This is a genomic window from Sphingopyxis sp. (assembly GCF_050916055.1).
Lineage (GTDB): Bacteria > Pseudomonadota > Alphaproteobacteria > Sphingomonadales > Sphingomonadaceae > Sphingopyxis.
The window spans coordinates 555394-581615 of record NZ_CP051527.1 but is presented as its reverse complement, the minus strand read 5'-3'; the positions used below and the strand labels follow the sequence as shown (position 1 = coordinate 581615).

Annotated in this window: 33 protein-coding genes; 18 read left to right on the top strand and 15 right to left on the bottom strand. The window is 64.3% G+C overall.

Annotated features, from left to right (window positions below):
- Positions 1–158 precede the first annotated feature (158 nt).
- Positions 159–755 carry an FMN-dependent NADH-azoreductase gene (locus HEQ22_RS02800; RefSeq protein WP_432769682.1) on the bottom strand — a complete coding sequence of 199 codons (597 nt, stop codon included), beginning with the start codon at positions 753–755 and terminating at the stop codon, positions 159–161.
- 120 nt (positions 756–875) lie between these two features.
- Positions 876–1574, bottom strand: a complete 699-nt coding sequence (locus tag HEQ22_RS02795) for a pirin family protein (protein ID WP_432769681.1) — start codon at positions 1572–1574, stop codon at positions 876–878.
- A 274-nt stretch (positions 1575–1848) separates the two neighbouring features.
- Here HEQ22_RS02795 and HEQ22_RS02790 point away from each other — a divergent pair, with 274 nt between their 5' ends.
- From HEQ22_RS02790 to HEQ22_RS02740, 11 genes are all read left to right on the top strand, one after another.
- Complete coding sequence (locus tag HEQ22_RS02790) at positions 1849–2775, top strand: LysR family transcriptional regulator (protein WP_432769680.1); 927 nt, start codon at positions 1849–1851, stop codon at positions 2773–2775.
- A 190-nt stretch (positions 2776–2965) separates the two neighbouring features.
- Positions 2966–3673, top strand: coding sequence for a response regulator transcription factor CtrA (gene ctrA, locus HEQ22_RS02785; protein WP_088443381.1), 708 nt, complete (start codon positions 2966–2968; stop codon positions 3671–3673).
- Positions 3674–4146: 473 nt separating this feature from the next.
- Positions 4147–6087 (top strand): ribonucleoside-diphosphate reductase subunit alpha, encoded by a 1941-nt coding sequence (locus tag HEQ22_RS02780; protein WP_432769679.1) that lies wholly within the window; start codon positions 4147–4149, stop codon positions 6085–6087.
- Positions 6088–6097: 10 nt separating this feature from the next.
- The gene (locus tag HEQ22_RS02775; protein ID WP_432769678.1) at positions 6098–6490 is read left to right on the top strand and encodes a membrane protease subunit; all 393 of its coding nucleotides are present in this window, start codon (positions 6098–6100) and stop codon (positions 6488–6490) included.
- Positions 6491–6515: 25 nt separating this feature from the next.
- The gene (locus tag HEQ22_RS02770; protein ID WP_432769677.1) at positions 6516–7580 is read left to right on the top strand and encodes a ribonucleotide-diphosphate reductase subunit beta; all 1065 of its coding nucleotides are present in this window, start codon (positions 6516–6518) and stop codon (positions 7578–7580) included.
- 148 nt (positions 7581–7728) lie between these two features.
- The gene (locus tag HEQ22_RS02765; protein ID WP_432769676.1) at positions 7729–7983 is read left to right on the top strand and encodes a DUF2442 domain-containing protein; all 255 of its coding nucleotides are present in this window, start codon (positions 7729–7731) and stop codon (positions 7981–7983) included.
- The gene (locus HEQ22_RS02760; RefSeq protein ID WP_432769675.1) at positions 7980–8204 is read left to right on the top strand and encodes a hypothetical protein; all 225 of its coding nucleotides are present in this window, start codon (positions 7980–7982) and stop codon (positions 8202–8204) included. The genes HEQ22_RS02765 and HEQ22_RS02760 overlap by 4 nt, the downstream gene beginning before the upstream one ends.
- Positions 8205–8287: 83 nt before the next feature.
- Entirely contained in the window at positions 8288–9841 is a 1554-nt protein-coding gene (locus HEQ22_RS02755) for an RNA-directed DNA polymerase (RefSeq protein WP_432769674.1), read from the top strand.
- 178 nt (positions 9842–10019) lie between these two features.
- Positions 10020–10334: a GIY-YIG nuclease family protein gene (locus HEQ22_RS02750; protein ID WP_432769673.1), complete on the top strand. Its 315-nt coding sequence runs from the start codon at positions 10020–10022 to the stop codon at positions 10332–10334.
- Positions 10335–10712: 378 nt separating this feature from the next.
- Complete coding sequence (locus HEQ22_RS02745; RefSeq protein WP_432769672.1) at positions 10713–11435, top strand: hypothetical protein; 723 nt, start codon at positions 10713–10715, stop codon at positions 11433–11435.
- 140 nt (positions 11436–11575) lie between these two features.
- On the top strand, positions 11576–12304 hold the full coding sequence (locus tag HEQ22_RS02740) for a hypothetical protein (protein ID WP_432769671.1): 729 nt from the start codon (positions 11576–11578) through the stop codon (positions 12302–12304).
- A gap of 33 nt (positions 12305–12337) precedes the next feature.
- On the opposite strand, the gene HEQ22_RS02735 is transcribed toward HEQ22_RS02740, so the two are convergent.
- The 4 genes from HEQ22_RS02735 to HEQ22_RS02720 form a co-directional block, all read right to left on the bottom strand.
- Positions 12338–12832: a hypothetical protein gene (locus HEQ22_RS02735; RefSeq protein WP_432769670.1), complete on the bottom strand. Its 495-nt coding sequence runs from the start codon at positions 12830–12832 to the stop codon at positions 12338–12340.
- Positions 12833–12899: 67 nt separating this feature from the next.
- A complete protein-coding gene (locus HEQ22_RS02730) occupies positions 12900–13682 on the bottom strand; it encodes a hypothetical protein (protein WP_432769669.1) in 783 nt (260 codons plus the stop codon).
- A 122-nt stretch (positions 13683–13804) separates the two neighbouring features.
- Positions 13805–15403: a sulfatase-like hydrolase/transferase gene (locus HEQ22_RS02725; protein ID WP_432769668.1), complete on the bottom strand. Its 1599-nt coding sequence runs from the start codon at positions 15401–15403 to the stop codon at positions 13805–13807.
- Positions 15404–15555: 152 nt separating this feature from the next.
- Positions 15556–15813: a DUF2171 domain-containing protein gene (locus HEQ22_RS02720; RefSeq protein ID WP_432769667.1), complete on the bottom strand. Its 258-nt coding sequence runs from the start codon at positions 15811–15813 to the stop codon at positions 15556–15558.
- 145 nt (positions 15814–15958) lie between these two features.
- Between HEQ22_RS02720 and HEQ22_RS02715 the strand changes: the two genes are divergently transcribed.
- Positions 15959–16627: a hypothetical protein gene (locus HEQ22_RS02715; RefSeq protein WP_432769666.1), complete on the top strand. Its 669-nt coding sequence runs from the start codon at positions 15959–15961 to the stop codon at positions 16625–16627.
- Between the two features lie 21 nt (positions 16628–16648).
- Here HEQ22_RS02715 and HEQ22_RS02710 read toward each other — a convergent pair whose 3' ends face one another.
- From HEQ22_RS02710 to mnmA, 6 genes are all read right to left on the bottom strand, one after another.
- Entirely contained in the window at positions 16649–17257 is a 609-nt protein-coding gene (locus tag HEQ22_RS02710; protein WP_432769665.1) for a thermonuclease family protein, read from the bottom strand.
- 100 nt (positions 17258–17357) lie between these two features.
- Complete coding sequence (locus HEQ22_RS02705) at positions 17358–17672, bottom strand: hypothetical protein (RefSeq protein WP_432769664.1); 315 nt, start codon at positions 17670–17672, stop codon at positions 17358–17360.
- Positions 17673–17770: 98 nt separating this feature from the next.
- The gene (locus HEQ22_RS02700; RefSeq protein ID WP_432769663.1) at positions 17771–18463 is read right to left on the bottom strand and encodes a DsbA family oxidoreductase; all 693 of its coding nucleotides are present in this window, start codon (positions 18461–18463) and stop codon (positions 17771–17773) included.
- A 38-nt stretch (positions 18464–18501) separates the two neighbouring features.
- Positions 18502–18642 (bottom strand): hypothetical protein, encoded by a 141-nt coding sequence (locus HEQ22_RS02695; RefSeq protein WP_432769662.1) that lies wholly within the window; start codon positions 18640–18642, stop codon positions 18502–18504.
- 111 nt (positions 18643–18753) lie between these two features.
- A complete protein-coding gene (locus HEQ22_RS02690; RefSeq protein ID WP_432769661.1) occupies positions 18754–19182 on the bottom strand; it encodes a hypothetical protein in 429 nt (142 codons plus the stop codon).
- Positions 19183–19254: 72 nt separating this feature from the next.
- Positions 19255–20394: a tRNA 2-thiouridine(34) synthase MnmA gene (gene mnmA / locus HEQ22_RS02685; protein WP_432769660.1), complete on the bottom strand. Its 1140-nt coding sequence runs from the start codon at positions 20392–20394 to the stop codon at positions 19255–19257.
- Between the two features lie 144 nt (positions 20395–20538).
- Between mnmA and HEQ22_RS02680 the strand changes: the two genes are divergently transcribed.
- From HEQ22_RS02680 to HEQ22_RS02670, 3 genes are all read left to right on the top strand, one after another.
- On the top strand, positions 20539–20916 hold the full coding sequence (locus tag HEQ22_RS02680; RefSeq protein ID WP_432769659.1) for a hypothetical protein: 378 nt from the start codon (positions 20539–20541) through the stop codon (positions 20914–20916).
- A 2-nt stretch (positions 20917–20918) separates the two neighbouring features.
- A complete protein-coding gene (locus tag HEQ22_RS02675) occupies positions 20919–21218 on the top strand; it encodes a DUF1153 domain-containing protein (protein WP_432769658.1) in 300 nt (99 codons plus the stop codon).
- A 182-nt stretch (positions 21219–21400) separates the two neighbouring features.
- Positions 21401–21676 carry a hypothetical protein gene (locus HEQ22_RS02670; protein WP_432769657.1) on the top strand — a complete coding sequence of 92 codons (276 nt, stop codon included), beginning with the start codon at positions 21401–21403 and terminating at the stop codon, positions 21674–21676.
- Positions 21677–21883: 207 nt separating this feature from the next.
- Here the strand turns inward: HEQ22_RS02670 and HEQ22_RS02665 are convergent, their stop codons facing one another.
- Positions 21884–22546: an N-acetyltransferase family protein gene (locus tag HEQ22_RS02665; protein ID WP_432769656.1), complete on the bottom strand. Its 663-nt coding sequence runs from the start codon at positions 22544–22546 to the stop codon at positions 21884–21886.
- Positions 22547–22702: 156 nt separating this feature from the next.
- Between HEQ22_RS02665 and HEQ22_RS02660 the strand changes: the two genes are divergently transcribed.
- Positions 22703–23971, top strand: a complete 1269-nt coding sequence (locus HEQ22_RS02660) for a hypothetical protein (RefSeq protein WP_432769655.1) — start codon at positions 22703–22705, stop codon at positions 23969–23971.
- The gene (locus HEQ22_RS02655; protein ID WP_432769654.1) at positions 23968–24273 is read left to right on the top strand and encodes a hypothetical protein; all 306 of its coding nucleotides are present in this window, start codon (positions 23968–23970) and stop codon (positions 24271–24273) included. Before HEQ22_RS02660 ends, HEQ22_RS02655 begins: the two co-directional genes overlap by 4 nt.
- A gap of 120 nt (positions 24274–24393) precedes the next feature.
- Here the strand turns inward: HEQ22_RS02655 and HEQ22_RS02650 are convergent, their stop codons facing one another.
- Together HEQ22_RS02650 and HEQ22_RS02645 are read right to left on the bottom strand one after the other, a co-directional pair.
- Positions 24394–25317 (bottom strand): ImmA/IrrE family metallo-endopeptidase, encoded by a 924-nt coding sequence (locus HEQ22_RS02650; RefSeq protein ID WP_432769653.1) that lies wholly within the window; start codon positions 25315–25317, stop codon positions 24394–24396.
- Positions 25314–25694 (bottom strand): helix-turn-helix domain-containing protein, encoded by a 381-nt coding sequence (locus HEQ22_RS02645; protein ID WP_432769652.1) that lies wholly within the window; start codon positions 25692–25694, stop codon positions 25314–25316. The genes HEQ22_RS02650 and HEQ22_RS02645 overlap by 4 nt, the downstream gene beginning before the upstream one ends.
- Positions 25695–25859: 165 nt before the next feature.
- On the opposite strand from HEQ22_RS02645, the gene HEQ22_RS02640 reads away from it, so the two are divergent.
- Positions 25860–26219 carry a multiubiquitin domain-containing protein gene (locus HEQ22_RS02640; RefSeq protein ID WP_432769651.1) on the top strand — a complete coding sequence of 120 codons (360 nt, stop codon included), beginning with the start codon at positions 25860–25862 and terminating at the stop codon, positions 26217–26219.
- Positions 26220–26222: the final 3 nt, after the last annotated feature.

The following is a 26222-nucleotide window of genomic DNA, read 5'->3' as shown; positions in this document are numbered from 1 at the left end:
TTCGTCATGAAGAGAAATCCTCCCTGTCGCGCAGCGATGGGGAGGGGGACCGCTTGCGAAGCAAGTGGTGGAGGGGCCGCGACGGCGCGTCATCGCCCCTCCGTCAGCCCTGCGGGCTGCCACCTCCCCATCGCTGCGCGACAGGGAGGATCGCAGTATCAAGCCGCCTGCTGGACCGCATCGATCGATGCGGTGGCCCGGGCAATCGCGTCTTCGTCGCTCATCTGGCGGTCGGCGGCGATGATCGTCACATCGGTGATGCCGACGAAGCCCAGGACGTGGCGCAGATAGCCGCTGGCGAAATCATAGTCGCTGCCGACGGGCACCCCGCCCGATGCAACGACCAGAAACGCCTTCTTGCCCTTCAGCAGCCCTTCGGGACCGGTGTCGGTGTAGCGGAAGGTGCGGCGGGCGCGGGCGATCAGGTCGACCCACGCCTTCAACGCGGCAGGAATCGCGAAATTATACACCGGCACGCCGATGACGATGGTGTCGGCGGCTTCGAGTTCGGCGATCAGCTCATCGGACGCGGCAAGCGCGGCTTTCTGGTCGGCGCTGCGCTCGGCATCGTCGGTGAAATTGGCGCCGACCCAGGTTTCGGTCAGCAGCGCGGGCGGGCTGAGCGCCAGGTCGCGGTGCGTCACCTGGGCGCCATAGCCCTGTTCGGACAGGCGCGCGACGAGCTGCGCGGTAAGCTGGCGGGTGGTCGATCCGGCGCCGCGCGCCGACGCGTCGATATGCAGAATATGGGACATGGCTTTACTCCTTGGTTTGAACGAACACGATGGGAAGGGAGTGCCGCGCGTCCGGGGGGAACGCACGGCACCGGGTGGGCCGCCGTCAGGGAGGGGGGAGGTCGGCGGCCCGAAGGCTGTTTACAGGCTGTCCACGAGCACCAGTTCGGCGTCGTCGAGCGCCTCGACGGTGATCGTCCCGACATCGCGGAGCGCGATGCCGTCGCGGGGGTCGGCATCGGTGCCGTTGACGCGGATGCGCCCCTTGGCGGCGACCAGATAGGCGTGGCGTCCGGCCGGCAGGTCGTACGACACCGTTTCACCGGCATTCACCGTCGCCGCCGCGACCCGGGCGTCGGCGCGGATCGGCAGCGCGTCGGCATCGCCCTCGATACCGCTTGCTAGAGTCACGAACCGGCCCGACCGATCATTCTGGGGAAACTGGCGCGCGCCCCAGCCGGGGTTGCCGCCGGCCCGATCGGGGATGATCCAGATCTGGAACAGCGTGGTTTCCGAATCCTCCAGGTTGAACTCGCTGTGCGTGACGCCGGTCCCGGCGCTCATCACCTGGACATCGCCCGCCGCGGTGCGGCCGCTGTTGCCCATGGAGTCGCGATGGGTGATCGCGCCGCTGCGGACATAGGTGATGATTTCCATGTCGCGGTGCGGGTGCGGCGGAAAGCCCGCCTGCGCCGCGATGGCGTCGTCGTTCCAGACGCGCAGCGCGCCCCAGCCCATCCGGCCCTCGTCATGATAGCCGGCAAAGGAAAAATGGTGGCGGGCGTCGAGCCAGCCGTGGTCGGCGTGGCCCAGCGTGTCGAATTTGCGAATGTCGATCATGGCCTTGTCCTTTCATCTGCCACCGCGCCGGTTTCGGGGCGGGGCTGTGTTGTTGAGGTCAAGATAGCGATTGGGATCGTTTCTAAAATAGCATAGATGGAAATTGATCGTTTCCATTTTTAGAATAATACGAAAGCCCCTCCCCTTCAGGAGAGGGGTTGGGGTGGGGTCCATCGGCGCTGCGCAAGGCCGATGGACCCCACCCGCTGCGACTAGCCAGCAAGCTGGCAAGTCTCGCTGCCCTCCCCTGAAGGGGAGGGATGGAAAAGAGGATATGATGCCACTCCCCGACTATGAAGGCTGGGCCTGTTTCGCCGCGGTCGCCGACAGCGGCAGCTTCACCGCCGCCGCGACCGCGCTCGGCCTGTCGAAGGCGAGCGTGTCGAAGGCGGTGACCCGGCTCGAGGGGTCGCTCGGCATCACCCTGCTCCATCGCAGCTCGCGCAGCGTCACCGTGTCGACCGCCGGCGCCGGTCTGCTGGCCAATGCGCACGCGATGGTCGCGGCGGCGACCGAGGCGACCGAGGCGGCGCGCGGCGACCGCGTCGATCTCGCCGGGCCGATCCGCCTCGCGGCGCCGATGAGTTTCGGGATCAAAGTGCTCGGGGCGCCGCTCGCCGCCTTCCTCGAGCAGCATCCCGCGGTCGAGATCGAGGTGATGCTGAGCGACGCGCGCCACGACCTCGTCGCCGAGGGCATCGACCTCGGCCTGCGCATCGCCAGCCTGGAGGATTCGAGCCTGCTGGCGCGCACCATCGCCCCGGTCGCGGCGTCGGTGATCGCCAGCCCCGCCTATCTGGCAACGCACGGGCACCCGGCCCACCCGCTCGACCTCGCGGGTCACCGGCTGATCGGCTATGGCCACCGCGAAAGGACGCTGCCGCTGAAATTCCACCGCGCCGGCGAAGAGGCGACGGTGATCCCGACCGGGCCATTGTTCGCCAACAACGGCGACATCATGATCCCGCTGCTGATCGCCGGCGGCGGCATCGCGGTGCTCCCCGATTTCATCGCCGAGGAAGCCTTGGTCGCGGGCGATGTCGTCCGCATCCTCACCGACTGGTCGCTGCCGCAATCCTTTCTTCACCTTCTTTCGCCACCATCGCGGCTGCGCCCGGCGCGGGTCATGGCGCTGTCCGACCATCTCGTCGATACCCTCAAACGCTCGTGCACCGGCGCGCCTGCCCAGCCCGCACGGTGAGATGCACTGTGACATAAAGTCCTCGCGACTCGTGGATTCCTGCGGGTTAAATCAAAATTAACCTTTTCCCTTCATTGCTTTCGTGGTTAATGTTCCGGCAGTCCCGAACAGGGGTTCCGTCGGTGGCATCGCAGGATGGTTCGGCGGACGGGTCGCGGGATCATCGTGGGAAACAATCAAGGGGTGCCCAATGCGCGTATTGCTGATCGAGGACGAGCCGACGACCGCAAAAGCGATCGACACGATGCTCACGACCGAAGGCTTCAACGTTTATACCACCGACCTGGGGGAAGAGGGTTTGGACCTGGGCAAGCTCTATGATTACGACATCATCCTGCTCGACCTGAACCTGCCCGACATGCACGGCTATGACGTGCTGAAAAAGCTCCGCACCGCCAAGGTGCAGACGCCGGTGCTGATCCTGTCGGGCATTTCGGAAATGGATTCGAAGGTGCGCTCGTTCGGCTTCGGCGCCGACGATTATGTCACCAAGCCGTTCCATCGCGACGAACTGGTCGCCCGCATCCATGCGGTCGTCCGCCGCTCGAAGGGCCACAGCCAGAGCGTCATCAAGACCGGCAAGCTGGCGGTCAATCTCGATACCAAGACGGTCGAGGTCGACACCACCCGCGTGCATCTGACCGGCAAGGAATATCAGATGCTCGAGCTGCTTTCGCTGCGCAAGGGCACGACGCTGACCAAGGAAATGTTCCTGAACCACCTCTATGGCGGCATGGACGAGCCCGAGCTCAAGATCATCGACGTCTTCATCTGCAAGCTGCGCAAGAAACTCGCGCTGGCATGCGAAGGCGAGAATTACATCGAAACGGTGTGGGGCCGCGGCTATGTGCTGCGCGACATCGACGACGAGGGCAATGAGGTGCGCCGCGTCGCCTGACGCCCGCCACCGATCGACAAGTCAAACGGGGGACCCGGCGCGGAGCGATCCGCGCCGGTTTTCGTTTGGGGTCCCGCCGCGTGGCCGTCGGCAAAAAACGTCTCACCGCGACCCAACGCGCCCGCACCCGCGGAAAGGCGGGACTTTGCCGCCGCACGGGGGGTGACGACGCGACGAGGCGAATCAAAATATCGACGAACCGAGTCCCTAATCCGTCATTTACCGTCTTGCATCGCAGCGCCGACGTGGCACTATAGATGGTGGGTCGACCACGGGGGCACCCCAAGAATTAGTATCGGGCCAGAATCGGCGGATTTCCGTCGCCCACCGCATGTGGGCACGGGAAGGAGCCTTTTGCGCCGAAAATTATGTGCCCCGACCGACCCAATAGATGCTAGGCTGGGGCTTCGTCCCGAGTCGAACAAGACAGGAACATTTGCGCCGCGGCGCAGTGGCAATCGGGGACGAGCAAGATGGATTTTCGGGAAACGGAACGGGTGGAGACGAGCGACGTGGCGACGATGGAACTGACGAAGAATGACGCGCCGGCGACCGGCGAATCGCAGCCCGATTCGGCCGCGCCCGCCAAGCTCAATGACAGCAGCGAGGCCAAGGTCCACGCGCGCCGCTTCGACATCGTCACCGACAAAAGCCGCGACGCACTGCTCACCGATTTCGGCAAGGAAACGCTCGAGGATCGCTACCTGCTCCCCGGCGAATCATACCAGGATCTCTTCGCCCGCGTCGCCAGCGCCTATGCCGACGATCAGGACCATGCCCAGCGGCTCTACGATTATATCTCGAAGCTGTGGTTCATGCCCGCCACCCCCGTGCTCTCGAACGGCGGCACCGGCCGCGGCCTGCCGATCAGCTGCTATCTGAACTCGGTCCCCGACAGCCTCGAAGGCATTGTCGAGACGTGGAACGAGAATGTCTGGCTCGCCAGCCGCGGCGGCGGCATCGGCACCTATTGGGGTAGCGTGCGCGGCATCGGCGAACCCGTCGGCCTCAACGGCAAGACCAGTGGCATCATCCCCTTCGTCCGCGTGATGGACAGCCTGACCCTCGCGATCAGCCAGGGCAGCCTGCGCCGCGGCTCGGCCGCCTGCTATCTCGACATCAGCCACCCGGAGATCGAGGAGTTCCTCGAAATCCGCAAGCCGTCGGGCGACTTCAACCGCAAGGCATTGAACCTCCACCACGGCGTGTTGATCACCGACGAGTTCATGGAAGCGGTGCGCGACGGCCGCGAATTCAACCTGCGCAGCCCCAAGGACCAGAGCGTCCGCGGCGCCGTCGATGCGCGCTCGCTGTTCCAGAAGCTCGTCGAAACCCGCCTCGCGACCGGCGAGCCCTACATCATCTTCATCGACCAGGTGAACCGCATGATGCCCAAGCATCACCGCGACCTGGGGCTGAAGGTCACCACCTCGAACCTGTGCAGCGAAATCACCCTGCCCACCGGCCGCGACCATCTCGGCAACGATCGCACCGCGGTCTGCTGCCTCTCGTCGCTCAACCTCGAAACCTGGGACGAGTGGAACGGCGACAAATTGTTCATCGAGGACGTCATGCGCATGCTCGACAACGTCCTGCAGGATTATATCGACCGCGCCCCGCCCGAAATGGCGCGCGCCAAATATAGCGCCAGCCGCGAACGCTCGGTCGGCCTCGGCGTGATGGGCTTCCACAGCTTCCTCCAGGCGCGCGGCCTGCCGTTCGAAGGCGCGATGGCGAAATCGTCGAACCTGCGCGTCTTCAAGCATATCCGCGCGCAGGTCGATCAGGCGTCGATGCTGCTCGCCAACGAGCGCGGCCCCTGCCCCGACGCCGCCGATCAGGGGGTGATGGAGCGCTTCAGCTGCAAGATGGCGATCGCGCCGACCGCGTCGATTTCGATCATCTGCGGCGGCACCAGCGCGTGCATCGAGCCGATCCCCGCGAACATCTACACCCACAAGACGCTCTCGGGCAGCTTCTCGATCCGCAACCCGCACTTGGAGGCGCTGCTCGTCGACAAGGCGAAGAACAGCGACAATATCTGGAACTCGATTCTGGAAAAGGGCGGCAGCGTCCAGCACCTCGACTTCCTGACCACGGACGAAAAGGATTGCTTCAAGACCAGCTTCGAGATCGACCAGCGCTGGCTGCTCGAACTCGCCGCCGACCGCACCCCGTACATCGATCAGGCCGCGTCGCTGAACCTGTTCATCCCCGCCGACGTCGAGAAATGGGACCTGCTCATGCTCCACTACCGCGCGTGGGAACTCGGCATCAAATCGCTCTATTACCTCCGCTCGAAATCGGTCCAGCGCGCCGGCTTCGCGGGCGGGGTAGAGGCCGACAACACCTCGGAAGCCCCGGTCTACGACCTGCAGACCACCGATTACGACGAGTGTCTGGCTTGCCAGTGAGGATCGGCCGATGAACAAGAATGCCGGGTGCACCCTGGCGGCCATCGGCGCGGCGGCCGTCCTGCTGCTGGTCGTGCTGATCGGATATCCCCAATACCGCGTCTATTCGCAGCGGCTGTCCGGCGAAGCGGCCTTGGCCGAAGCGCAATCGTCGCGGCAGGTCGCGATCCTCGAGGCGCGTGCCAAGAAGGAAAGCGCGATCTCGCTCGCCGAGGCCGAGGTCATCCGTGCGAAGGGTGCGGCCGAAGCGAACGCGATCCTGCAGAACAGCCTCGGCGGCCCCGAAGGCTATCTGCGCTACCTGCAAATCCAGGCGCTCGAATCGTCGCGCGCCTCGCTGATCTATGTTCCGACCGAGGGCGGCCTTCCCGTTACCGAAGCTCGCCGCCTCGCCCCGCAATAACCGCCTGTTTCCAAGGAAGTCCGCCATGCCCCTTCTAGAATCCCGCAACACCTACAAGCCCTTCGAATATCCCTGGGCGTTCGATTTCTGGAAGCGCCAGCAGCAGATCCACTGGGTGCCCGAGGAAGTGCCGCTGGGCGAGGATTGCCGCGACTGGGCGCAAAAGATCAGCGACCATGAACGCAATCTGCTCACCCAGATTTTCCGCTTCTTCACCCAGGCCGATATCGAGGTGCAGGATTGCTACCACGACAAATATGGCCGCGTGTTCAAGCCGACCGAAATCAAGATGATGCTGACCGCGTTCAGCAACATGGAAACCGTGCATATCGCGGCGTACAGCCACTTGCTCGACACCATCGGCATGCCCGAAAGCGAATATGGCATGTTCCTCGAATATGACGAGATGCGCGCCAAGCACGACTATATGCAGCAGTTCGGCGTCGATAACGACGAGGATATCGCGCGCACCCTCGCGATGTTCGGCGGCTTTACCGAGGGGCTTCAGCTCTTCGCCAGCTTCGCGATGCTGATGAACTTCCCGCGCTTCAACAAGATGAAGGGCATGGGCCAGATCGTCAGCTGGTCGATCCGCGACGAAAGCCTGCATTGCGAGGGCATCATCAAGCTGTTCCACACCTTCACCAAGGAACGCGACTGCCTGACCAAGGCGGTGAAGGAAGACATCATCGACACCTGCCAGAAAACCGTGCGGCTGGAGGATGCGTTCATCGACCTCGCGTTCGAACAGGGCCCCGTTCCCGGCATGACGCCGAAGGAAATCAAACGCTACATCCGCTACATCGCCGACTGGCGCCTCGGCCAGCTGGGGTTCCAGCCGATCTACATGATCGACGAACACCCCCTCCCCTGGCTCGCCCCGCTCCTGAACGGCGTCGAGCACGCCAACTTCTTCGAAACCCGCGCCACCGAATACAGCAAGGGCGCGACCCGCGGCGAATGGAACAACGTCTGGTCCAGCTTCGACAACCGCAAGAAAGCCAAAGCCAACGACGACCTCGCCCCCACGATCGCCGCCGAAACAGACGGCGAGGACATGTTCGCGAAAGCGGGGATCGCCGCCGAGTAAGAACGCCAAAACCCCTCCCGCAAGCGGGAGGGGCAGCGAGACTTGCCAGCTTGCTGGTTAGTCGCAGCGGGGTGGGCAGGACGCCGACACGTTCGGCTTTCGAGCAACGTGATACTGGAGCAACGCAAGCAGATCGGAAGGGCGCAGAATGAGCATTTCTCCTGAACCCGTCGCGGTTCGCTTCGACGACGACAGCTTCTGGGTCGATCTGGAGGACGGCCGCACCCTCGGCATTCCGCTCGAGTGGTTCCCGCGCCTTCTCCACGCCACCCCCGCCCAACGCAAAGCCGTGTCGCTCAGCCCAGCCGGCCTGCATTGGGAAGACATCGACGAAGACATCTCGATCGCCGGCCTGATCGCAGGCCGCGGCGACCAGACCCGCAACCGGAAAGAAGCCGTATGACCGACAAACAGAAACTCATCATCCTCAGCCAGCCACAGCGCTCGACGCTCGAAGGCCTGTCGAACCGCCGCCCCCAACTCCCCACCGACCCGATCCGCGACGAACTCGTCACGCTGGGGCTGGTGGTGAAACAGGGCGCCAAATGGGCGCTGACCCCACAGGGCAAGAAGGTGCTGGCGGCGAGCTCGAACCGGCGGAACGCGGGCGGGTTTTCGGTTTGAACAAATAGAAATTTGGATTAGCGCTACATCGCGTTCCCGAGACTGGAAAAAATGTGGGCATAATTCATTCTATATGGGCGTTCTTGAAATCCTTCGTCCATTCGTTGGCCTTGATCTCGAAAAATAGCCAAAAACCTCAAGCTCTTACCATTAACATCAGTGGGATGGGAGCCGACGCTGTTGCAGAACGCTTGTTGAGGGCGAATTATTTGCCGCGACAACGAACTAATTTCGATGAACTTCCACCAGTTTTTGATTCGACCACATTCTCCCTTGACGTCGCTAAGAAATTTAAGGGCCTTAACGAAACCAATCCAAAATATGGTCACGATGCCGTCACCCTAACGCTAACCCGCGCGGACGGTCATTTGCGACAATCTGCAATTCCCCACCCGGCAGCTTATGCAAACTTGGTACTCACTATCAGGGAAAATTGGGGGAATATCTATCCAAGAGTCTCCTCCGGAAATAGCTACGTAAAGCCGCGACCGCACAAAGATGGTCGTATAATAGTAATGAACTATCAGAACTGGATTGTTAGGTCTCTCGGTGGTCTACGTCGCAGGATGTCAAATCATTTTCTCGTTCAAGCAGACGTCGCGAACTTTTTCCCAAGTATATATACTCACTCCATTGCATGGGCACTTGTTGGGATAAAAGACGCCAAAGCCTCTGATAATAACCAATGGTTTGATAAAATTGATCAATCATTTCAACGATGCAAAAGGAAAGAAACAAATGGGGTAGCAATTGGTCCAGCTACCTCAAACATAGCTGCCGAAATAATAATGTCAAAAATAGATGATTCTCTTACCAAGAAAGGCTTCAATTTTTATAGGTATATTGATGACTTCACATGCTTTACGCCGACGAGATCGGAGGCAGAAAAGTTTATAAATACACTTAGACGGGAACTTGACCGATACAAACTTGTCCTCAATGCGAAGAAGACAAAAATACATCCTCTCCCTCGTCACAATAACGATGAGTGGCTTTATCATATCAAACAAGTTGCGAAATTACTACCAAACCGCCCAAGACCAAGTCAAGTTGTTGATTTTATTGATTCCATGGTAGAAATTTCCGAAAGATACGGAAATAGATCGGCTTATAAGTACGGTTTTGCTATTCTATCAAACCGGTATTTAGGGAAATATTCCAAGCAAGCAGCCTTGTCTGGATGCATAAGCTTGTGCTTCCAAGTCCCAAATCTACATTCTTCGATTCGATACTTTGAAATTTCGCTATCGGAATTCAAGAAACTGAATATTGACCGATGCCTCGTTGAGCTTCTTCACGATGCGGCCCTAAATCGCAGAACCGATGCGATGTGTTGGTATATGTACTATTGTAACCATTATGGGATAGAAATACCTGGATCTATCTCAGCAATGATTATCAAATCCAGAGACTGCCTAAGCCTACTACTTCTACACTGCTATTCTATTGGTGAAACAAGGAAGCAGATAGAAGAATTTGCTAGGAAATCATGCGCGACAAAAGATGCCCACGATCGCCATCAGTATTGGATGCTGAATTTTGAATTGTATAGAATAAAGTATATTAGCAAAGTTAGAGATGACAAACAGCAGTTCGACATGATGGCTGCCGAAGGAGTTCATTTCTGCACGGCGTGATCGCTGGAATTACATTGCGGTTACGGTGACAGTTTCCGACGCCACATGGATCTCGGATCAAGTCCGGCAAGAAGATGCGCGGGGAAGCATCCGGTTTGGCTAGATTGGTCACCCGCAGACGAGGCCCGTGACTTGTCCGCCTTGATCCGGGGTCCATCGCCGCCCTAGCCTCCACCCCATGCATGCCGACTTCCAGCCCTGCGACACTATCACCGCCAGCGCGCGGTACGGCACACTCTACTCCAGCGTCACCTCGCACCTGATCCAGCGCATCTGCCAGCACCAGGGCGGCAGCTTCGATGGCTTCACCAAACGCTACGGCGTCAAAACGCTCGTCTGGTTCGAACGCGCCGGGACGATGCACGCCGCCATCACGCGCGAAAAGCAAATCAAGAACTGGCAGCGCAAGTGGAAGATCGAGCTGATCGAGGCGGCGAACCCCGACTGGCGCGATCTGGCCGAGGAACTGGGGTTGCCGCGGTTGGGCGGATAATGCCCACCCTCCGCTATCCCGCGCGACCCCCGCATTCGTCATCCCGGACTTGATCCGGGATCCATAGCGGCGAGGGCGGAATGGATGCCGGATCGAGTCCGGCATGACGAACGAGGGGTAGCACCCACCCCCTCCGCGTCTCCGCGTCTTCGCGCGAACCCTAATCCACACGCGCCCTCACAAACCACCGCCAACCCCTAAATCCCCACACTGCCCCCTCATCCGCCCCCCTCTTCGTGGCTTCGTGGCTTCGTGCGAACCACTCCTCCCCCCGCTTCGGCGCCACGCTGAAAGTTAACGGGATTGACCGCCCCCCGATTCCCTGTTCTGCACCGCAGATGGCACGCGGGGGGCGTGCCGCTTTGGGGGGTTGCTATCATGAAATCGAAATTGCTCGCGGGCGCCATTGCGCTCGCGCTTGTCGCGCCTGCGTTCGCTCCGGTCGCGGCGCAGGATGCGCCGGTCGTTCCCGCGTCGGTCGACGCCGCGCCGATGCTCGTCGCGGTGCCTGTCGCCGCTCCGTCCGCCAACCCGACGCGCACCTTGCCCGCCAACACCGAAGTGCTGCTCAGCGTGAACGAGGAACTGTCGACCAAGAAAAATGAAGAAGGCGACACCTTCTATCTGACCGTCGTCCACAATGTCGTTCAGGACGGTTTCGTGGTGATCCCGAAAGGCGCCCGCGCCACCGGCGAAGTAACCTGGAAGACCGGCAAGGGCGCGTTCGGGAAGTCTGGCAAGATGGAAATCGAAATGCGTTACGTCGACGTCGGCGGCAATCGCATCCCGCTGATCGGCACCTTCCGCCAGGAGGGCGAAGGCAACACGGTCGCAACCGTCGCCGCCGTCGCGCTCGTGTGGGTCGCCGCACCCTTCATCACCGGCAAGACAGGCCGCATCCCGGCGGGCCGCGAACTCAGCGTCCGGACCAAGGACGAGCTGGCCTTTGCCGTCCCCGCGGGCACGCCCGCCGCGCCGCCCGCGCTGATGGCGACGATGGTCGAGCCGGCGCCGGTGGCGGCAATGCCCGCCGCCGCACCCTCGCCCGCACCCGTCGCCGTCCCGGCATCGATATCCGGGACGCCCGCGACCGGCGGCTGACAATCTGGCGGATTCCGGCGCATCAGCCGGAATCCGCCCCCACGCGTCGCCGCCACGCCGCGCGCGCGCAAATCCTATTTTTGCACCCCCACCCAAAAAAACGCTTTCCTACATGTTCCTTTTATGTTCCAAACTGGCGGATGAGCCACATCGCCCCCATCGCCGCGCCCGACGCGGCCCTCGCCCCCACCCCCCAATCCACCTCCGCGCGCGACGCGCACGGGCATGACCCCGCCGCCTACGAATGGGTGCCGGTGCTGAAAAAGCGCCGCAAGGACGGCTGGTCGCCCGACAAACAGCGCGCCTTTATCGAGGCGCTGGCCGACAGCGGATCGGTCGTCACCGCCGCGCAAACCGTCGGCATGTCCGAATCCTCCGCCTACCGCCTGCGCCGGTCCCCCGGCGCCGAAGCGTTCGACCGCGCCTGGTCGGCGGCGATCGACGCGGCGTCGAAAAAATTGCTCGACGCTGCGTTCGAACGCGCGCTGGTCGGCACCGACGAGCCGGTGTTCGACCGTGAGGGCCGCCGCATCGGCCGCCGCCTGCGCCAGAGCGACCGGCTCCTCATGTTCCTGCTGCGCGCCTATGGCCCCGATTGTTTCCGCGATGCCGCCGCCCGCCGCCGCGATCCCGCTCCCGCCGCGACCCCGGTTGCCGAGGCGCTGGTCCACCTCCACCCCGAACCCCCCGCCGCCCCCGCAGCGCTGATGGCGCCGGAGGATCTCGCCGTGGCGCTGGAGGTCGCCGATCTGTGCGACGGCGAACTGCCGCACTGGTATCGCGACGCCGCGGACGAACGCGACGCCGTCCCGGCGCCCCCCGGCAACGGCGCGAACGCGCAGGAGCGTCACGAGGCTGACCTTTCCTGAACTTTGGCGCCGCCGGGGCAGTCCCCCCGCCCCTCAATTCATCGCCGACCCGCCCGGAAAGCCGCGCAGCCCGCCGACCGCGAACAGCACCGACTGGCGCACCGCCTCCGGCCGGTCCGCCAGCAGGTACAGCTTCACCAGCTCGCGCGTCACCTCGCTGTCGTCGTCGACGACCAGCCGCAGCGACGCGATGCCCAGCTCGTTGCGCGCAATCACCACGTCGCGGATCAGCGGCAGCGGCCACGACGCGCCGCCGCTGTGCAATTTCGCCCCGTCGTGAAAGATCCAGCGCTCGCGGCGGCGCCACATGCGGTGGAAATGGTTCAGCCCGAACGCCGCCGCGGCGATCCCCGCGGTGACCAGCAGATTGCCGAACAAGATGCTGCCGACGATCTCCAGCGCGCTCGACCCGCGCGCCTGCCGCGCGATCAGGCCTGCGAGCGCCAGCGCGCACAGCAATTGCCCGATCAGCAGCGGCTTCGCCTGCAGCCGCCCCAAAATCACGATCCTGCGGTCCCAATGCTTCATCGCCGCCACCATAGCAGCGCCGCGGCGCGGCGCCAGTTGCCAGCCGCGGCGATGCGGCGCGTTCGGCTCAGCGGCAGCGCGGGTGGGTCTGGATGTCGCGGATGTCGTAAACCCGTCCGTCGGCGACCGTCATCTGGACGCACTGCCGACTCGCCCGCCGATTCCAGATCGAATAGGCGGTGTTGCCCGATTTGAAGCTGTCGACATTGGCAAAGCCGCGGCGGCGCATTTCCTCGTCGGCGCCCGCGGCGCGCGCGCCGTTCAGGTCCATGAAGGTGCCGACCTCCTGATATCCGCCGCCGCCATAATGATGCCCCAGATTGGCGTTCCGCTCGTTCACCCCGGCCTGATACCCGCTCGAATAGGCGTCCGAGCGGTCGTAATTGTGATAGGGCGCATTATACAGCCCGTCGCGATAGCCGCGGTCGAAGGTCCCGGTCTGCCGCTGGTCGTAATCCTTGTCGTCGCGGTGGTGCTTCTTGCTCGCCAGCGCGGCGATCAGCGCGATGCCCGCGACCGCGGCGACCGCGGCGCCGGCATTGTCGCCGCCGCCTCCACCCTGGTTGCAGTCCGATTTCGAGGCGTTCTCGATCGACTGATAGCGACCATCCCACGTCACGACATGTGCGCATTGCTTGCTGTCGCGGTTCCACCAGTAACCATGCTTGCGGTCGCCGTCGTGGTGCGTCTCGATGTGCGAATAGCCGCGCATCTCCAGCTGCGTCTCGCCGCCGGCGCCGCGCGCCCCGACCAGGTCCTGCAACCCCGCCGTCTGCTTCGCCGCCGCGGGCGCCGCCAGCAGCGATGCCGACGCCAGCGCCGCGACCATAGATTTCGAAAAGCCGTTCATGCTCTATCCCCTGCCTGATTCAACAACGGAAACAACGGACAGCGGCGGGTTTTCGCCTGCTGCGATGGGCGCGACCGTCCGCATCATAACCGATTCGCGGGCCTGAGTCTCTTGGTCTGCATCTATCGCGGCGCGGTGCCGGGAAAGTCGGGTCCCGCGGTCACCGAAATCGCATCGCCCGGCGCGATCGGGATCACCGTGCGCCCGAACCACACATAGCGCGCGGTCGGCTTCGTCAGGTCATCGTCGTACCGCGCCGCGACGCCCCGCGGATCATAGCCCATCCAGATCAGCGTCGCGGGGAATATCTGGCTCGCCGAATGCCCCTCGCGCGGCGCCGCGGCATAGCGCGCCGCGAGCCGCTGGGGGAGGAACGTCAGCAACGGCACCCGAAACTCGTCCGCCGCCGCATCGCGGCTGCAATGCGGCAAGGCGCCGGGCGCCAGATTCTGGCCATGGTCCGACGTATAGACGATCGCCACCCGCTCGCGATCGACTCCCGCCAGCAGGCGCGCGAAAAAGTCGCGCTTCGACCAGGTGAGCGCCGTGTCATATTGCAACGCGACCGGGCTGTCCGCCGCGATCGCCCCCGCCGGATAATGGTCGCGATACTGGAAATGCACCCCGCGCAGGACCGCGAAGGTAAAGGTCCGCCCCGTCCCCCGCATCCGGCGGTTCAGCGCTTCGGCGATCCGCAAGTCGGTGTCGATCCCGCCCGCCATCGGTCGATAGGCGTCGATCAGCGCGCGTTCGGGGGGCAGCATCAAATTCTGCGGCGCCCCTGCGGTCTGCCCCTCGATCATCATCGAGCGATAGCCCGCGGCGCGCGCATAGCCCCAGATCGACGGGGTCCGGCGCAGGTCCGTCGCGGGCGACACGCGGCGGACATCGACCCCCGATCGCAGCGCCACCTGCGCCGGCGCGCTGCAATGTCCCATCGCCGCCGCGACCCCGAAATCGAGGTGCGGCGTATCGGCCAGCCGCGGCGCGATCAGCCGCTCGAACGGCGCCGCGGCGACGCTTTCGTCGATCAGCCACACGATATGCCGCGGCGTCGCGGCGCCCGCCGCGGGTTTCAGCGCCGGCGCAGCGCGCGCCGGCGGCGCGGGCGCCGTCGCGAGGTCCCAGCCCAATCCGTAGAGGCTCCGCTCGGCGCCCTCGGGCCAGACCTCGGCATGGCGATAAACGATGCCCGGCACCACGAGCAGCACGACCAGCGTCGCCCCGATCGCCGCGTTCCACGGCAGGCGCCGATGACGCCGTGCCAAGCCGCGCGCGAGCACGAACAGCGAAAGCGCTGCCACGACCTGCACACCCACGAGCGCAAAGGCCCCCGCAAACTGCCCCGCAGCATGCGGGGCCTGCCGCATCTCGGCCAGCATCCACGCCAGCGTCCCGCCGTCCACGAGTTCGGGGATGATCTGCGTATAGCCGATGTTGACGAGGATCGAGGCGCCCGCGAGCACGATCAGCGGCACTGCCCAGCGCCGCGGCACCAGGACAAGCGCCGCGAACAGCACCAGCGCCTGAAATGCCATGAACGCCAGCGCGATCGCCGCGCCATCGCCGTCGCCCGCGGCAAAGCGATACGCGACCCCGTGGACCAGCTGGAACCGGTTGGCGATGCCATAACCCAGCGCGAACAGCAGCAGCGCGGCGGCGGCCGCCGGCCACCCTGCGCGGCGCAGCGGCGCCCTCAGATCATCTCCATCCTGTGCCATATCGGCCGCAAGCTAGCGACAACGCGTTGAAAAAGCGCGAACGCGCTCGCGCCAAGGGAAAGGCCCGCCCCGCGACAGCCGGACGGGCCAGTATCCATGCCGCGGCGCCACATTGCGCCAGCGGCTCGCTGCTGATCGTCTCGCCTGCGCTGCTATTCGGCCTCTTCGAACAGATCGACCGCATTGGCGGCGGTCGCCGACAGGCGCACCGTGTCGCCATCGACCGATGCGACCAGCCCGGCGGGCAGGTAATGATGCTTGGCACCCTGGCCGTCCTCGGACTGCGGGCTGTCGGATTTGCTCAGCTTGATCCGTTCGCCGTCGAGGTGATCGACGGTCCCGACATGGACGCCGTCGGCACCGATGATGGTCATATGTTCCTTTATCGCGCTATGGTCATGCTCGGCCATCGTCTGTCTCCTTGTCGCCGCGCGGCCGATCCCGCACGGGTATGGCAGTCATACGCGCCGCAGCGCACTTGGCTCCCGCAGTCTGACGAGCCGGGAGAACGGTGCGGCGCTTTTCAAGCGTGGCGCGCCGCGCTAGCCTCGCGTCATGCCCCGCATCCTCGCCATCGCGCTCTCGCTCGCCGCCATGCCGCTTCCCGCTGCGGCCTGTTCGGTCGCCCCCGGCTACCGCGTCCCGACCAATATGGAACTGGTCGCGGGCGCCGACCTCATCCTCCTCGCAACGGTTTCCGAATCGGATCGCGATCCCGGCGGCGCGGTCCGCCTCCTCCCCGTCGCCGCGCTCAAGGGCGCGGTGCCGACGGAACCGATCGAGCTGCCCGCGGGACTCGCGACCGATACCACGCTCGAACTCAGCAATCCCTACGAACTGCAGGAAGCGCACCCGCAAAGCCTGTCGGGCGCCTGCTACCGCTATGTCTTCCCGCGCGGATCGCGAATGCTCTTTTTCCTCGCCCGGCATGACGGCGCATGGCGTCAGGCGGGCGGCCCGTTCAGCCGCTGGGCCGAGGATGTGCTCACCGACGATGCGCCGTGGCTGCAGCTGACACGCTTCTATCTGGAGGTGCAGGCGCTGCCCGAAAGCGAGCGGGCCGCGGCGCTCAAGGCGCGCCGCGCCGAATGGGCCGAACGCACCGACGATCCGGTCGCGCAGTTGCTCGCCGCCGACGTCGGTCGCCAGCTCGCAGGCCCCAACCCGCCACTGCGCGAAGAACTGCCGCCGGCGCCGCCCAGCACCGGTCACCGCGGATCCTAAAATCACGACCCTAGCTTGGCGCTAGCACCAGGGCTGCCGCGCGCCTCCCCACCGCCGCGCCAACCCTTCATCGATCAGCGCATCGCCAACGCTCGTCCCGCCACGCGTCACGATCCGCAGTTTGCGATCGTAGCGATCGGTGTCGCGATCGATCGTTTGCAGCGTGAACCCGCCCGCGTTCAGCCATTGCTGCAGGCGATTGGTCGCGGCCGCTCCCAATGCCGCCTCCGCTGGGCATCGCGCCGGGTGGGTCTCGGGCGTATCGATGTCGGCGATGCGATATTTCTCGCCGGCGAACCAGAATGTGTCGCCATCGACGACGCAGTGACGCCCGCCGCCGCTGTGGCACAGGCCGAAGCGCGCGCTGAACGAGTCGCCCCCGGTCGCCGCCGGCGCGGCATAATCGGCCGACGCGCTGGATACGACACGGATCGGCACCGCATCCGCGCCCGGAAAACCGGCGTCGGTCGGGGCATATTGCAACGCGGCCAGCGTCGCGACGAAGCCCAGCGCCATGATCGGCGTCACCCAGCGGATCGCGCCGACGCCTCCCGTTGATCGTGCCGGAGGGCGCTGCGAACGCCGCCGCCGCTGACGGCGATGGGCGGAGAGGAAATCGGGGCCGGCCATCGTCGGACCCTGCCAGCCCGGGCTTAGCAAAATCTCAACGATCCGGGTCCGTTATGGCCTCCGTGTCAGGGTAACGCGTCCACTGCGGCATCGAATCCGATCAGGGCGCACCGCGCGGCGCGTCGTCTTCGACACCGCCGGGACCCAGTTCGCCATCCTCGTCGTCATCGCTGCGCTCGCCGCGAAAGGCGTCCATGTCGATCCGACCCGATCGCGTCATCTGCCGCATATGGTCGACCAGGTCTTGCGCATCGTCGCCCTCGCCGTTCGACGGAGACTTGTCGCTGTCTTCCTGCAGGCGGCTGTGCCGCGCGGCGTCGGCGACGTCCTGCGCCTGTGCCTCCTCGTCCTGCTGTTCGCGGTTGACGGTTTCGGGTGCAGCATCGTCGTCGGGGTTGCGCGGCGTGTCGGCCATGTCCGGCTCCATTAAGGGGCCCGCTTGGCAGGACTGCCGATGCGGGGAGGGAATGCCGGGTCAACGTCCGCCGCGACCGCGCGGTTCCGTCGCCTTCATCAGGCTGCGGCGGCCAGCACCTTGTTTTCGATGACGCGAATGAAAACCTCGGGATCCTGCGCGCCGGGGATCATCATCCGGCCGCCAAGGATGAAGGCCGGGACGCCGGTGACATTCTGGTCGGCCCAATAGGCCTCTTCGGTCCGCACCATCTCGCCGAACTCGTCGCCGGCCAGAATCGTCGCGGCGCGCGCCGCGTCGAGCCCGACCGACGCCGCGACCTCGGCCAGCACCCCGGGGTCACCGACGTCGCGATTGTCGGTGAAGTGCGCCCGGAACAGCGCCAGCTTCAACGCCGTCTGGATGCCGGTCGCGGCTTGCTGGTCGGGGTCTTCGAGCGCGCCCGCCCAGGTCAGCAGACGATGCGCGTCGAAGCTGTTGCGCATCCGGAACCCCGGTCCGCGATTGAAGACAAAGCCGAGGTCGGCGGCGATGCCCGCCATGCGCTCGCCGTTCGATCGGCTCTGTTCGGCGGTGATCCCGTATTTGCGCCGCACATGATCGCCGGCATCTTCGCCCTCGGGCGGCATGGCGGGGTTGAGTTCGAACGGATGCCACTGGACGCGAAAATCCAGCCGGCCGGCGAAATGCGCCATGACCCGCTCGAACTTCAGCCAGCCGACGATGCACCACGGGCACATGACATCGGACACGATATCGACGCTCAGACGCGGCAGGCGCGGTTCGGACACGGCAATCCTCCTTGTTGGCACGTGCCGCCCCGCCGCTGTCAGTCGGCCGATCGGCGATCCTCGCCCGAACGCCGGTCGCCCTTGCGGCGTTCGGGTCCCTTATAGTCGGGATCATCGGCCGTGCGTCGGTCGTCCGACCGCCGGTCAGGCCGGTCCCGCTTGTCCTCTCCGGATGTCATAGGCTTCCTCTTCCACTGCCAACGGAAACAAGAAGCGACCCGGAAGGCAGTTACTCACAACATCGTCGCAAACACAACCGGCAGGAATTCAGGGTAGCGAGACGCCTCGACTCAAAGCACCGGCCGATCTTCGACCACGCCATCGACAGTAGCGGCGGCCGGGCGCGACAATATCCACCAGCTCCCGACCATCAGTGCGACCGACAGCGCCTCGATGATCATCGCTTGGACGATGCTGCCGTTGACCAGATCGCCCATCGCCGCGCCGAACAGCCGGCCGGCCAGCGCGGTGCCGTAGAGGGCGGCAGGGACCAGCAGCGCCCGCGTCCATCCCGGCACCAGCGCGCCGAGCGCCGCCGCGCCGGCTGCGACGAGGAAAAAGGCCGACAGGTCGGCGCGCAACGTGTTGGTCGCGGCGCCCGCAACGACGATCTGGAAGGTCTCGCTATAGCTTGCGGGATCGAGCAGACCCCGCGCGCCGACAATGACGAAAAAGACGGCCCACAGCAGGACCGCGCCGCGCAAAACCCAGTTGATCATATCCGTCTCCCTTGTTGCCGCCAAGGCTGGAGCATCGGGACGGAAACTTCAATCTATTCCGCGCGCTGATCGTCAGGCATCGGCCGCGAACGTCGCCTCGATCCACCCGCCGCCCAGCACGCGGCTTTCGTCACCCGCATCGTACAGCACCGCCGCCTGCCCCGGCGCGACACCATATTCGGGGGTGGCGAAGATCAGCCGGTCACCGTCCACGCGCGCTGCCACCGGGCGCGCCATGCTGCGCACCTTGGCCAGCACGGAGCGGCCATCGACATCGCCCAGCCAGTTCGCCTCGCCCAGCCGCGCCGCCGCCACCGCGAGCGCGCGCCGCGGCCCGACCACGACGCGCTTCGCTTCGGCTTCCAGCCGCACGACGTACAGCGGCTCGGCCTGCCCGCCGATCTCGATGCCGCGGCGCTGACCGACCGTATAATGGATCAGCCCCTTGTGCGCGCCGAGCACCGTGCCGTCGACATGGACGATGTCGCCCCGGTCGTCGGCCTCGGGACGCAGCTTGCGCACCAGCGTCGCATAATCGCCGTCGGGGACGAAACAAATGTCCTGGCTGTCGGGCTTGGCGGCGACCCCCAGTCCCAGCTCGCGGGCGATCTCGCGCACCACGCTCTTTTCCATGCCGCCGAGCGGGAAGCGAAGGAAATCGAGCTGCTGCTGTGTGGTGGCGAACAGGAAATAACTCTGGTCGCGCGCCGGATCGACCGCGCGGTGCAGCTCGGCGCCGCCGGGCCCCATCGCGCGGCGGACATAATGGCCGGTCGCGAGGCAATCGGCCCCCAGCTCCTTCGCCAGCGCGAACAGGTCGGTGAATTTCACCCCCATGTTGCAACGCACGCACGGGATCGGCGTCCGGCCCGCCAGATATTCGTCGGCGAACTGGTCGATCACCGTGTCGCGAAAGCGGCTTTCATGATCATAGACATGATGCGCAAAACCCAATCGGTCGGCGACCGCGCGCGCATCGCGAATATCCTGGCCCGCGCAGCAGGCGCCGACGCGCTTGGCCTTGGTGCCGTGATCATAAAGCTGCAGCGTCACGCCGATCACCTCGGCACCCGATCGCGCCGCGAGCGCCGCGACCACGCTCGAATCGACTCCGCCCGACATCGCGACGACGATTCGCCGGTCCTTCATCGGTCCGGCAAGCTGAAAGTCGGCCTGGGCAATCCCGGCGGGGGAGGAAATCAGCGTGGCCATGATCGCCGTCATCTAGGGACGACTCTGCGAAAATGCCAGCTTTTCGGCGCCGCCTGTCAAGATATTGACGCGGGTTAAGCTTCGCTAACGAGGCATGAAATGGGCATTTACGGGACCTTAGGCGGTCGGGACTAGACAGGATGCATGAACCTCGCCCCATCCGATCTTCCGCGCCTTGCCGGCGCCGCCAGCCTGTCGAAGCCCGGCTTCGACATTATTTCGGCGGTCTCCGGTGCGCGTCAGGCCGCGCTGCCGACCGCGCACCTCCTGCGCGAGCGGGCGAATCGCCGCGCGCATCTGGTGACGCTTAAGATGTTGCGCGCGATGATGAGCGGCGCCGTCGTCGATCGGCCGCAGGACGCGACGATTCCGGTCCGTTTTCTCAATCTGTCGGACACCGCGACCGGCTCGCCCGAAACTATGAACAGCCTGTTTACCAGAGGGTTTCAGCCGATGTTGAATCCCTTGCATATAGACCCGTCGTCGTCGGCCCACCCCCTGGCCGGTGAAGCAATGGAATGATTATGATCGAGAACCAGAAAATCCGGCCTGCCCAGGTCATCGGTCCGCTCGGCGAGCCGCTCACGCTGGACTCGCTGCCGCCGCCGACCACGACCCGCTGGGTCGTCCGCCGCAAGGCCGAGGTCGTCGCCGCGGTCAACGGCGGGCTGCTGTCGGTGGATGAAGCGTGCGAGCGCTACAGCCTGACGCTCGAGGAATTTGCCAGCTGGCAGCGCTCGATCGACCGCAGCGGCATGCCCGGCTTGCGCGTCACGCGCATCCAGCATTACCGCGACCTCTATGAGCGCCAGCAGCGCTTCTAACGGCGCCGCGCAGCATCGAAGTCGCAAAGAGGGCGCCGCGGCGCCCTCTTTTTTTGGCGAAAATCCGTCCTTTGCGCGCTTCATCGCAATATATTCGGCCCCATTTCGAATAGTTTGCACAAATGTTGCAACCGACTCCACCGCACCGCGTTATGACCGGGAGTCAAATAGGAGGTCTCATTATGCGCAAGATGTTCATTACCCTCGCCGCCACTTCGGCCCTCGCTCTCGGCGCCTGCCAGAGCCCCGCAGCCGACAAGGTCGAGGATCAGGCTGAAGCCCAGGCCGACGCGATCGACGATCAGGCCGACGCCATGCCCGAAGGCGCCGCCAAGGAAGCCATGGAAAACAAGGCTGACGTCGTCGAAGAAATGGGCGAAGAAAAGGCCAATGCCATGGACGACAACGGCGAAATCGCCCCGTCGGAAACCGGCGTGGGCGACACCCAGAACAAATAAGACTGCCTCCCCTAAAGGGCAGGACGAAGGGCGTCGGATACCCATCCGGCGCCCTTTTTCATGAGCGTGGCCTTTTTCATCCTGTGACCCCTGTCACCGCCGCACCGCCGCGCCGCGCCTATCGGACATAGCGGGCCGGACGCGCTTCGGCGCTGCGCGGCAACCCACCCTTCCGCCGCCGTTCGCGACCCGCGGCGGCGGAAGGGACTATTCGCCTCCCTCCAGCGCGCGCAGCACGTCCTGCACTCCCGGCGCATCGCGGTCGGCGCGCAGCGCGGCGAGCGCCCCTTCGACGTCGAGGCAATATTCGGCGACCCCCGCCGACTCGCCGGTCCACACCGCCCCCATCGATTTGACCAGCCGCTTCGCCGCGGCGTTTTCGGACAGGATGTGGACGTCGAGTTCGACCAGCCCCGCCGCCCGGCAATCGACCAGCAGCGCCGCTGCCATCATCCGCGCCAGACCGCGCCCCTGGAATTCGTCGATCACCGCGACCGAAAATTCGCCCACCGGCCCGCCGCCGCGGTGGCGCACCGCATGCACCGCGCCGATCGCCGGCCAGCCCGGACATTCGCTGCAGATCGCCCCCCAGGCGATATGGTCGTGCCCGTCGACATCGACCAGCCGCTCGATCACCGCGGGCGGCAGTTCGCGCGCCGGCGAGAAAAAGCGCAGGTAGCGCGACTCGGCAGACAGCCGCGCAATCCCGTCGCGCAGCAATTCCTCGTCGTCGGGGGTGATCGTGCGCAGCCACACCGCGGTGCCGTCGTTGAGCGTGCTGTGCACCGCGATCTCGTCGATCCGCCGCGGCCGCGCCCCCGTGTGCCTGCCCGCCTGCCCGCCTGCGTCCTCGCCGTCCGCCCCGCCCATCGCGCGTCTCCCGTCGCCGCACGATAGGCACGACCGGCGACGCTGGCAATCGCGCCCCCATTCGCCCCCCACCCCGCCCGCGAAAAAAATCCTTTCCTACATAGTTCCAATATGGTTCGTTAGCGGAGTTCCATGAACCAGAAGCGAGACTCAGCGATGAAACAGGAAATCCTCCCGCCCCTCCCCGCCCCGCTCGACAGCGCCAACGGCCTCGATCCCGACGAGCTGGCGCCCGAACTCGAATTCACCCCCGCCCCCCAACACAGCAAGCGCTGGACCGGCATCAACGCCCAGAAACAGCGCATCTTCATCGCCCAGCTCGCCGCGACCGGCGCCGTCAGCATGGCGGCCAAGGCGATCGGCCACAGCACGTCGGCGCTCTACCAGCTGCGCAAACGCGACGGCGCCGACAGCTTCGCCGCCGCGTGGGACCGCGCGGTCGAAATGGGCGCGCGCCGCGTCGCCGACCTGCTCATGGAATATGCCATCTATGGCGTGCCCGAAACGATCTCGAAGCGGGGAGAGGTCATCCTCGAACGCCGCCGTCCCCACATCCGCGCGATGCAGCATATCGCCGCCAGCCGCTTTCCGGAGAATTTCGCCGGCGTCGATCCCGTCGACGGCCGCCCGGCCAGCGCGATCCCGCACGCGATCCACCGCCTGCGCGAGAAATGGCGCCTCGAGTGGGATGTCGAGCGTCAGGCCGCCATGTTCGAGCATAACCAGCGCGCCCGCCGGCAGGAAACCGAACTCGACGACCGCCTCCGCATCATCCGCACCGCCTTTCAGCGCAAGATTTCGCACGACCCGGTCAAGCGCGCCGCATGGGACATGCTCACCGGCCCCGGCACCGATTGGGACGCGGTGCGCCAGGAGGACGCCTACACCAATCCGCAAAAACACGAATGGCACATGCTGCACCCCGACATGATCGTCCCGATCAGCGCCGGCGCCGGCAATGTCGATTGGGTGGCGGAGGAAGGCGGCGACCTGGCGAACCCCGCCCCGCCCCCCGCACCCCATGTCCCCTGGACCGAGGGCGGCGAAGAGGACGAGATATGGTTCGAGCGCTACGCGGATCATATGATCGAGGGCGAGGCCGGCGAAAGCGACCTGACCGGCGACCAGGTCACCCGCGGCGACCTGCGGCTCACGGCCCACAGCCTGCGCGAACGCGCCGAGGGCTGGCAGCAATCGCGCCAACCCGTGCTCCAGCACCCCCATGACTTCCTGGCGGACAACAGCCTCCGCGGCGGCGGCACCGGCCGAGAACGCGACAGCGCAAGGCGGCGCATCGAACGCACCATCGCCGAGCTGGAACGCGAATGGAACGCCGCCTATTGCGAGGCAAGCTGGGCGGCGTGGAAAGCGGGCCAGCAGGCGGCCGACACCGACAGCCAGCCACAGGCGGAAGGCGAGCCATGAGCCTGCTCGACGACGCCCAAGCCAACCGCATCGCGGCGCGCTTCGGCCGCAGGGTCGAAATCGAATGGATCCAGCCGCGCGAACCCTATGGCGGCTGGGTCTCCTACGAAGCCTTCGCGCCCGAACCGGTCCAGACCTGCCTCTCGGTCGGTCGCCTGATCCACGACGACGATTGCATCAAGGTGCTCGCCGGATCGGCAACGATCGTCGGCGACGAAGAGCGCGTGATGCTGAGCGGCGTGATCGAGATTCCGGCGCGGTGCGTGGTGCGGATTGTGCGGTTGGAGGAGCGGAGAGTTTAGTGGCCGCGAAGCGCCAGTCTGCTTTCAGGCTGACGTCTGCGAGAAGCCGACATCACCGATCGGACTACGTGACTGTAGGCTCCGGGTGCGCCGCGCCCAAGGCGCGGGCCGCAGGCAACGCTAGTTCTTGCGGATGCCCGGCATAATGATGGAACTGCTGGTGAGGGTGCCCACCGCATGGATGAGGATGAAAACCTGATAGGTCTGGGTGAATGCCTCCGCAATGCATTCGTGAGTGTGGCCGTTTCGATCCTTAAGGGAGATCATCTGCTTGCCAGACATCTTCCGCCCATTGATGGGGATCATCGCGCCGACGGGATGATCGGGCGTGAAAACCAGCGGCCAATTGATCTCGCCAAATATCTCGGTGAAACGCGGCGATGAGCAATGCCGTCGAAGCGACGCCCGGAATCCATCGCCGGGATTGAGTTCCGGGGGGTTAAGCACGACGACGGTACAGGCCCGCCAGTTATGCGAGACGTACCGGCGGACCGACGAATATATGGACGCGCCATATTTTTTGCTGAGATTGACAGGCACCAGAATGCCGAAGGTCTTTTCCTCCGCTTCCTTCGTGAAGCCGTCGAGTTGGAAAACGACCTCTGATGCAAAGACGTTCGCCTCGCGATCAAAAAGATCGGCGGTCGCCGCCTCGATGGTCTGGTCGCAATCTTCCACCACGGCATAGAGATCGCGCTGCCACGCCATGAAGGCGTGACCCGTTTCGTGCAGCCGCACGAACGTCTGTTTTACGACGTGCAATGTGCGGTCGATGAAGACCAGCCGCGCTTTGGCATCGAACAGGCCAATCACCTTGCTGAGCGCCGATTTCAGCGCGCCGCTGGCTTGCCTGCGAAGTTTGAGGATGAAGCCTTCGTTGAGAACGTCTTCTTTCACTTCCTGGACGTTGGCGGCCGCCATGATGTCATCAATCGGCGTCGGAAAACGACCAAGCGCGCCTGCCAGTGACAAGGCGCGCTCGGCTTCGGATCTTACCTTTGCATATTGAGCCGGTGTCAGGCGGCTATCATCGGGCTTGATCAAGATTTTGCTTTCTGTCGGACAAAGGAAAGATATTGAAGCAGCTCCTTCTCCTCGTCCAAGGTAAGATTCTCAATAGAGAAAGTTGCCGCTCGTCCATGTTTGGCTGTATTCGAGCTTCTGGCATTCGGCGAAATATAACCAGCCCGTTCCATCAACTTCGCGTATGGTACTTTATAGACACTGGCTAACGAGTGCAGAACATTTGGTGAGGGCTTCGCTATATGGCCGTTCTCCAACTGACTTAAGTATGCATTGGACACGTCCTTTTTGGTGGCATCCTCCACTTCTCGGAGGGTTAGGCCTGTCCCCGATCTGAGGCTCTTGAGATAGATTCCCAACGCCTCGCCTTTTCGCCCTACATCAATTTCATCGCTCATCGGTCCTCCTAGCTATGGGTTGAAGGCGGAATCCGCCGTAAAAAATCATAGCCTTTTTGCTAAAAGCGTCAAGCGTGCTAAATTCTGCTTGACGTATTTAGCACGCCACGTATCCTAAGCGCGTAGGCAATAACACCTGCAACAACACGCCAGCGCATGGAGCTCATGATGGATAAAGATGAAGTGGTGGACGTCTCGGCCGATGAGGTGATTGAGGCGATCCGTGAAGAAATCTCGGACGAAATTGCAGATTTGGAGGATTACGCCCGTCGTGGCGAAGCGCCGCCTCACTGCCGGGGATACAAGATCAAGGTGAATGGCGACCCGTTCGTCGTCCATGATCGCTACATCACCGGTCGCGAAGTTCTCGAACTCGCCGGTTTGACGCCGCCGAAAGACTACACGCTGCGCGTGAAGGTCGCCGGCCAGCGTCCGCAGAAAGTCGATCTCAACGAAAAGGTCGATCTGCGCCATCCCGGTATCGAGAAGTTCAAGGCGCTGCCGCGCGATCAGACGGAGGGCTAAGGG

Bases quoted from the DNA above. Each gene is read 5' to 3' on its own strand.
- HEQ22_RS02800 (WP_432769682.1), bottom strand. From the start codon at position 755: ATGTCCCATATTCTGCATATCGACGCGTCGGCGCGCGGCGCCGGATCG.
- HEQ22_RS02795 (WP_432769681.1), bottom strand. From the start codon at position 1,574: ATGATCGACATTCGCAAATTCGACACGCTGGGCCACGCCGACCACGGC.
- HEQ22_RS02790 (WP_432769680.1), top strand. From the start codon at position 1,849: ATGATGCCACTCCCCGACTATGAAGGCTGGGCCTGTTTCGCCGCGGTC.
- ctrA (WP_088443381.1), top strand. From the start codon at position 2,966: ATGCGCGTATTGCTGATCGAGGACGAGCCGACGACCGCAAAAGCGATC.
- HEQ22_RS02780 (WP_432769679.1), top strand. From the start codon at position 4,147: ATGGATTTTCGGGAAACGGAACGGGTGGAGACGAGCGACGTGGCGACG.
- HEQ22_RS02775 (WP_432769678.1), top strand. From the start codon at position 6,098: ATGAACAAGAATGCCGGGTGCACCCTGGCGGCCATCGGCGCGGCGGCC.
- HEQ22_RS02770 (WP_432769677.1), top strand. From the start codon at position 6,516: ATGCCCCTTCTAGAATCCCGCAACACCTACAAGCCCTTCGAATATCCC.
- HEQ22_RS02765 (WP_432769676.1), top strand. From the start codon at position 7,729: ATGAGCATTTCTCCTGAACCCGTCGCGGTTCGCTTCGACGACGACAGC.
- HEQ22_RS02760 (WP_432769675.1), top strand. From the start codon at position 7,980: ATGACCGACAAACAGAAACTCATCATCCTCAGCCAGCCACAGCGCTCG.
- HEQ22_RS02750 (WP_432769673.1), top strand. From the start codon at position 10,020: ATGCATGCCGACTTCCAGCCCTGCGACACTATCACCGCCAGCGCGCGG.
- HEQ22_RS02745 (WP_432769672.1), top strand. From the start codon at position 10,713: ATGAAATCGAAATTGCTCGCGGGCGCCATTGCGCTCGCGCTTGTCGCG.
- HEQ22_RS02740 (WP_432769671.1), top strand. From the start codon at position 11,576: ATGAGCCACATCGCCCCCATCGCCGCGCCCGACGCGGCCCTCGCCCCC.
- HEQ22_RS02735 (WP_432769670.1), bottom strand. From the start codon at position 12,832: ATGAAGCATTGGGACCGCAGGATCGTGATTTTGGGGCGGCTGCAGGCG.
- HEQ22_RS02730 (WP_432769669.1), bottom strand. From the start codon at position 13,682: ATGAACGGCTTTTCGAAATCTATGGTCGCGGCGCTGGCGTCGGCATCG.
- HEQ22_RS02725 (WP_432769668.1), bottom strand. From the start codon at position 15,403: ATGGCACAGGATGGAGATGATCTGAGGGCGCCGCTGCGCCGCGCAGGG.
- HEQ22_RS02720 (WP_432769667.1), bottom strand. From the start codon at position 15,813: ATGGCCGAGCATGACCATAGCGCGATAAAGGAACATATGACCATCATC.
- HEQ22_RS02715 (WP_432769666.1), top strand. From the start codon at position 15,959: ATGCCCCGCATCCTCGCCATCGCGCTCTCGCTCGCCGCCATGCCGCTT.
- HEQ22_RS02710 (WP_432769665.1), bottom strand. From the start codon at position 17,257: ATGGCCGGCCCCGATTTCCTCTCCGCCCATCGCCGTCAGCGGCGGCGG.
- HEQ22_RS02705 (WP_432769664.1), bottom strand. From the start codon at position 17,672: ATGGCCGACACGCCGCGCAACCCCGACGACGATGCTGCACCCGAAACC.
- HEQ22_RS02695 (WP_432769662.1), bottom strand. From the start codon at position 18,642: ATGACATCCGGAGAGGACAAGCGGGACCGGCCTGACCGGCGGTCGGAC.
- HEQ22_RS02690 (WP_432769661.1), bottom strand. From the start codon at position 19,182: ATGATCAACTGGGTTTTGCGCGGCGCGGTCCTGCTGTGGGCCGTCTTT.
- mnmA (WP_432769660.1), bottom strand. From the start codon at position 20,394: ATGGCCACGCTGATTTCCTCCCCCGCCGGGATTGCCCAGGCCGACTTT.
- HEQ22_RS02680 (WP_432769659.1), top strand. From the start codon at position 20,539: ATGAACCTCGCCCCATCCGATCTTCCGCGCCTTGCCGGCGCCGCCAGC.
- HEQ22_RS02675 (WP_432769658.1), top strand. From the start codon at position 20,919: ATGATCGAGAACCAGAAAATCCGGCCTGCCCAGGTCATCGGTCCGCTC.
- HEQ22_RS02670 (WP_432769657.1), top strand. From the start codon at position 21,401: ATGCGCAAGATGTTCATTACCCTCGCCGCCACTTCGGCCCTCGCTCTC.
- HEQ22_RS02665 (WP_432769656.1), bottom strand. From the start codon at position 22,546: ATGGGCGGGGCGGACGGCGAGGACGCAGGCGGGCAGGCGGGCAGGCAC.
- HEQ22_RS02660 (WP_432769655.1), top strand. From the start codon at position 22,703: ATGAAACAGGAAATCCTCCCGCCCCTCCCCGCCCCGCTCGACAGCGCC.
- HEQ22_RS02655 (WP_432769654.1), top strand. From the start codon at position 23,968: ATGAGCCTGCTCGACGACGCCCAAGCCAACCGCATCGCGGCGCGCTTC.
- HEQ22_RS02645 (WP_432769652.1), bottom strand. From the start codon at position 25,694: ATGAGCGATGAAATTGATGTAGGGCGAAAAGGCGAGGCGTTGGGAATC.
- HEQ22_RS02640 (WP_432769651.1), top strand. From the start codon at position 25,860: ATGATGGATAAAGATGAAGTGGTGGACGTCTCGGCCGATGAGGTGATT.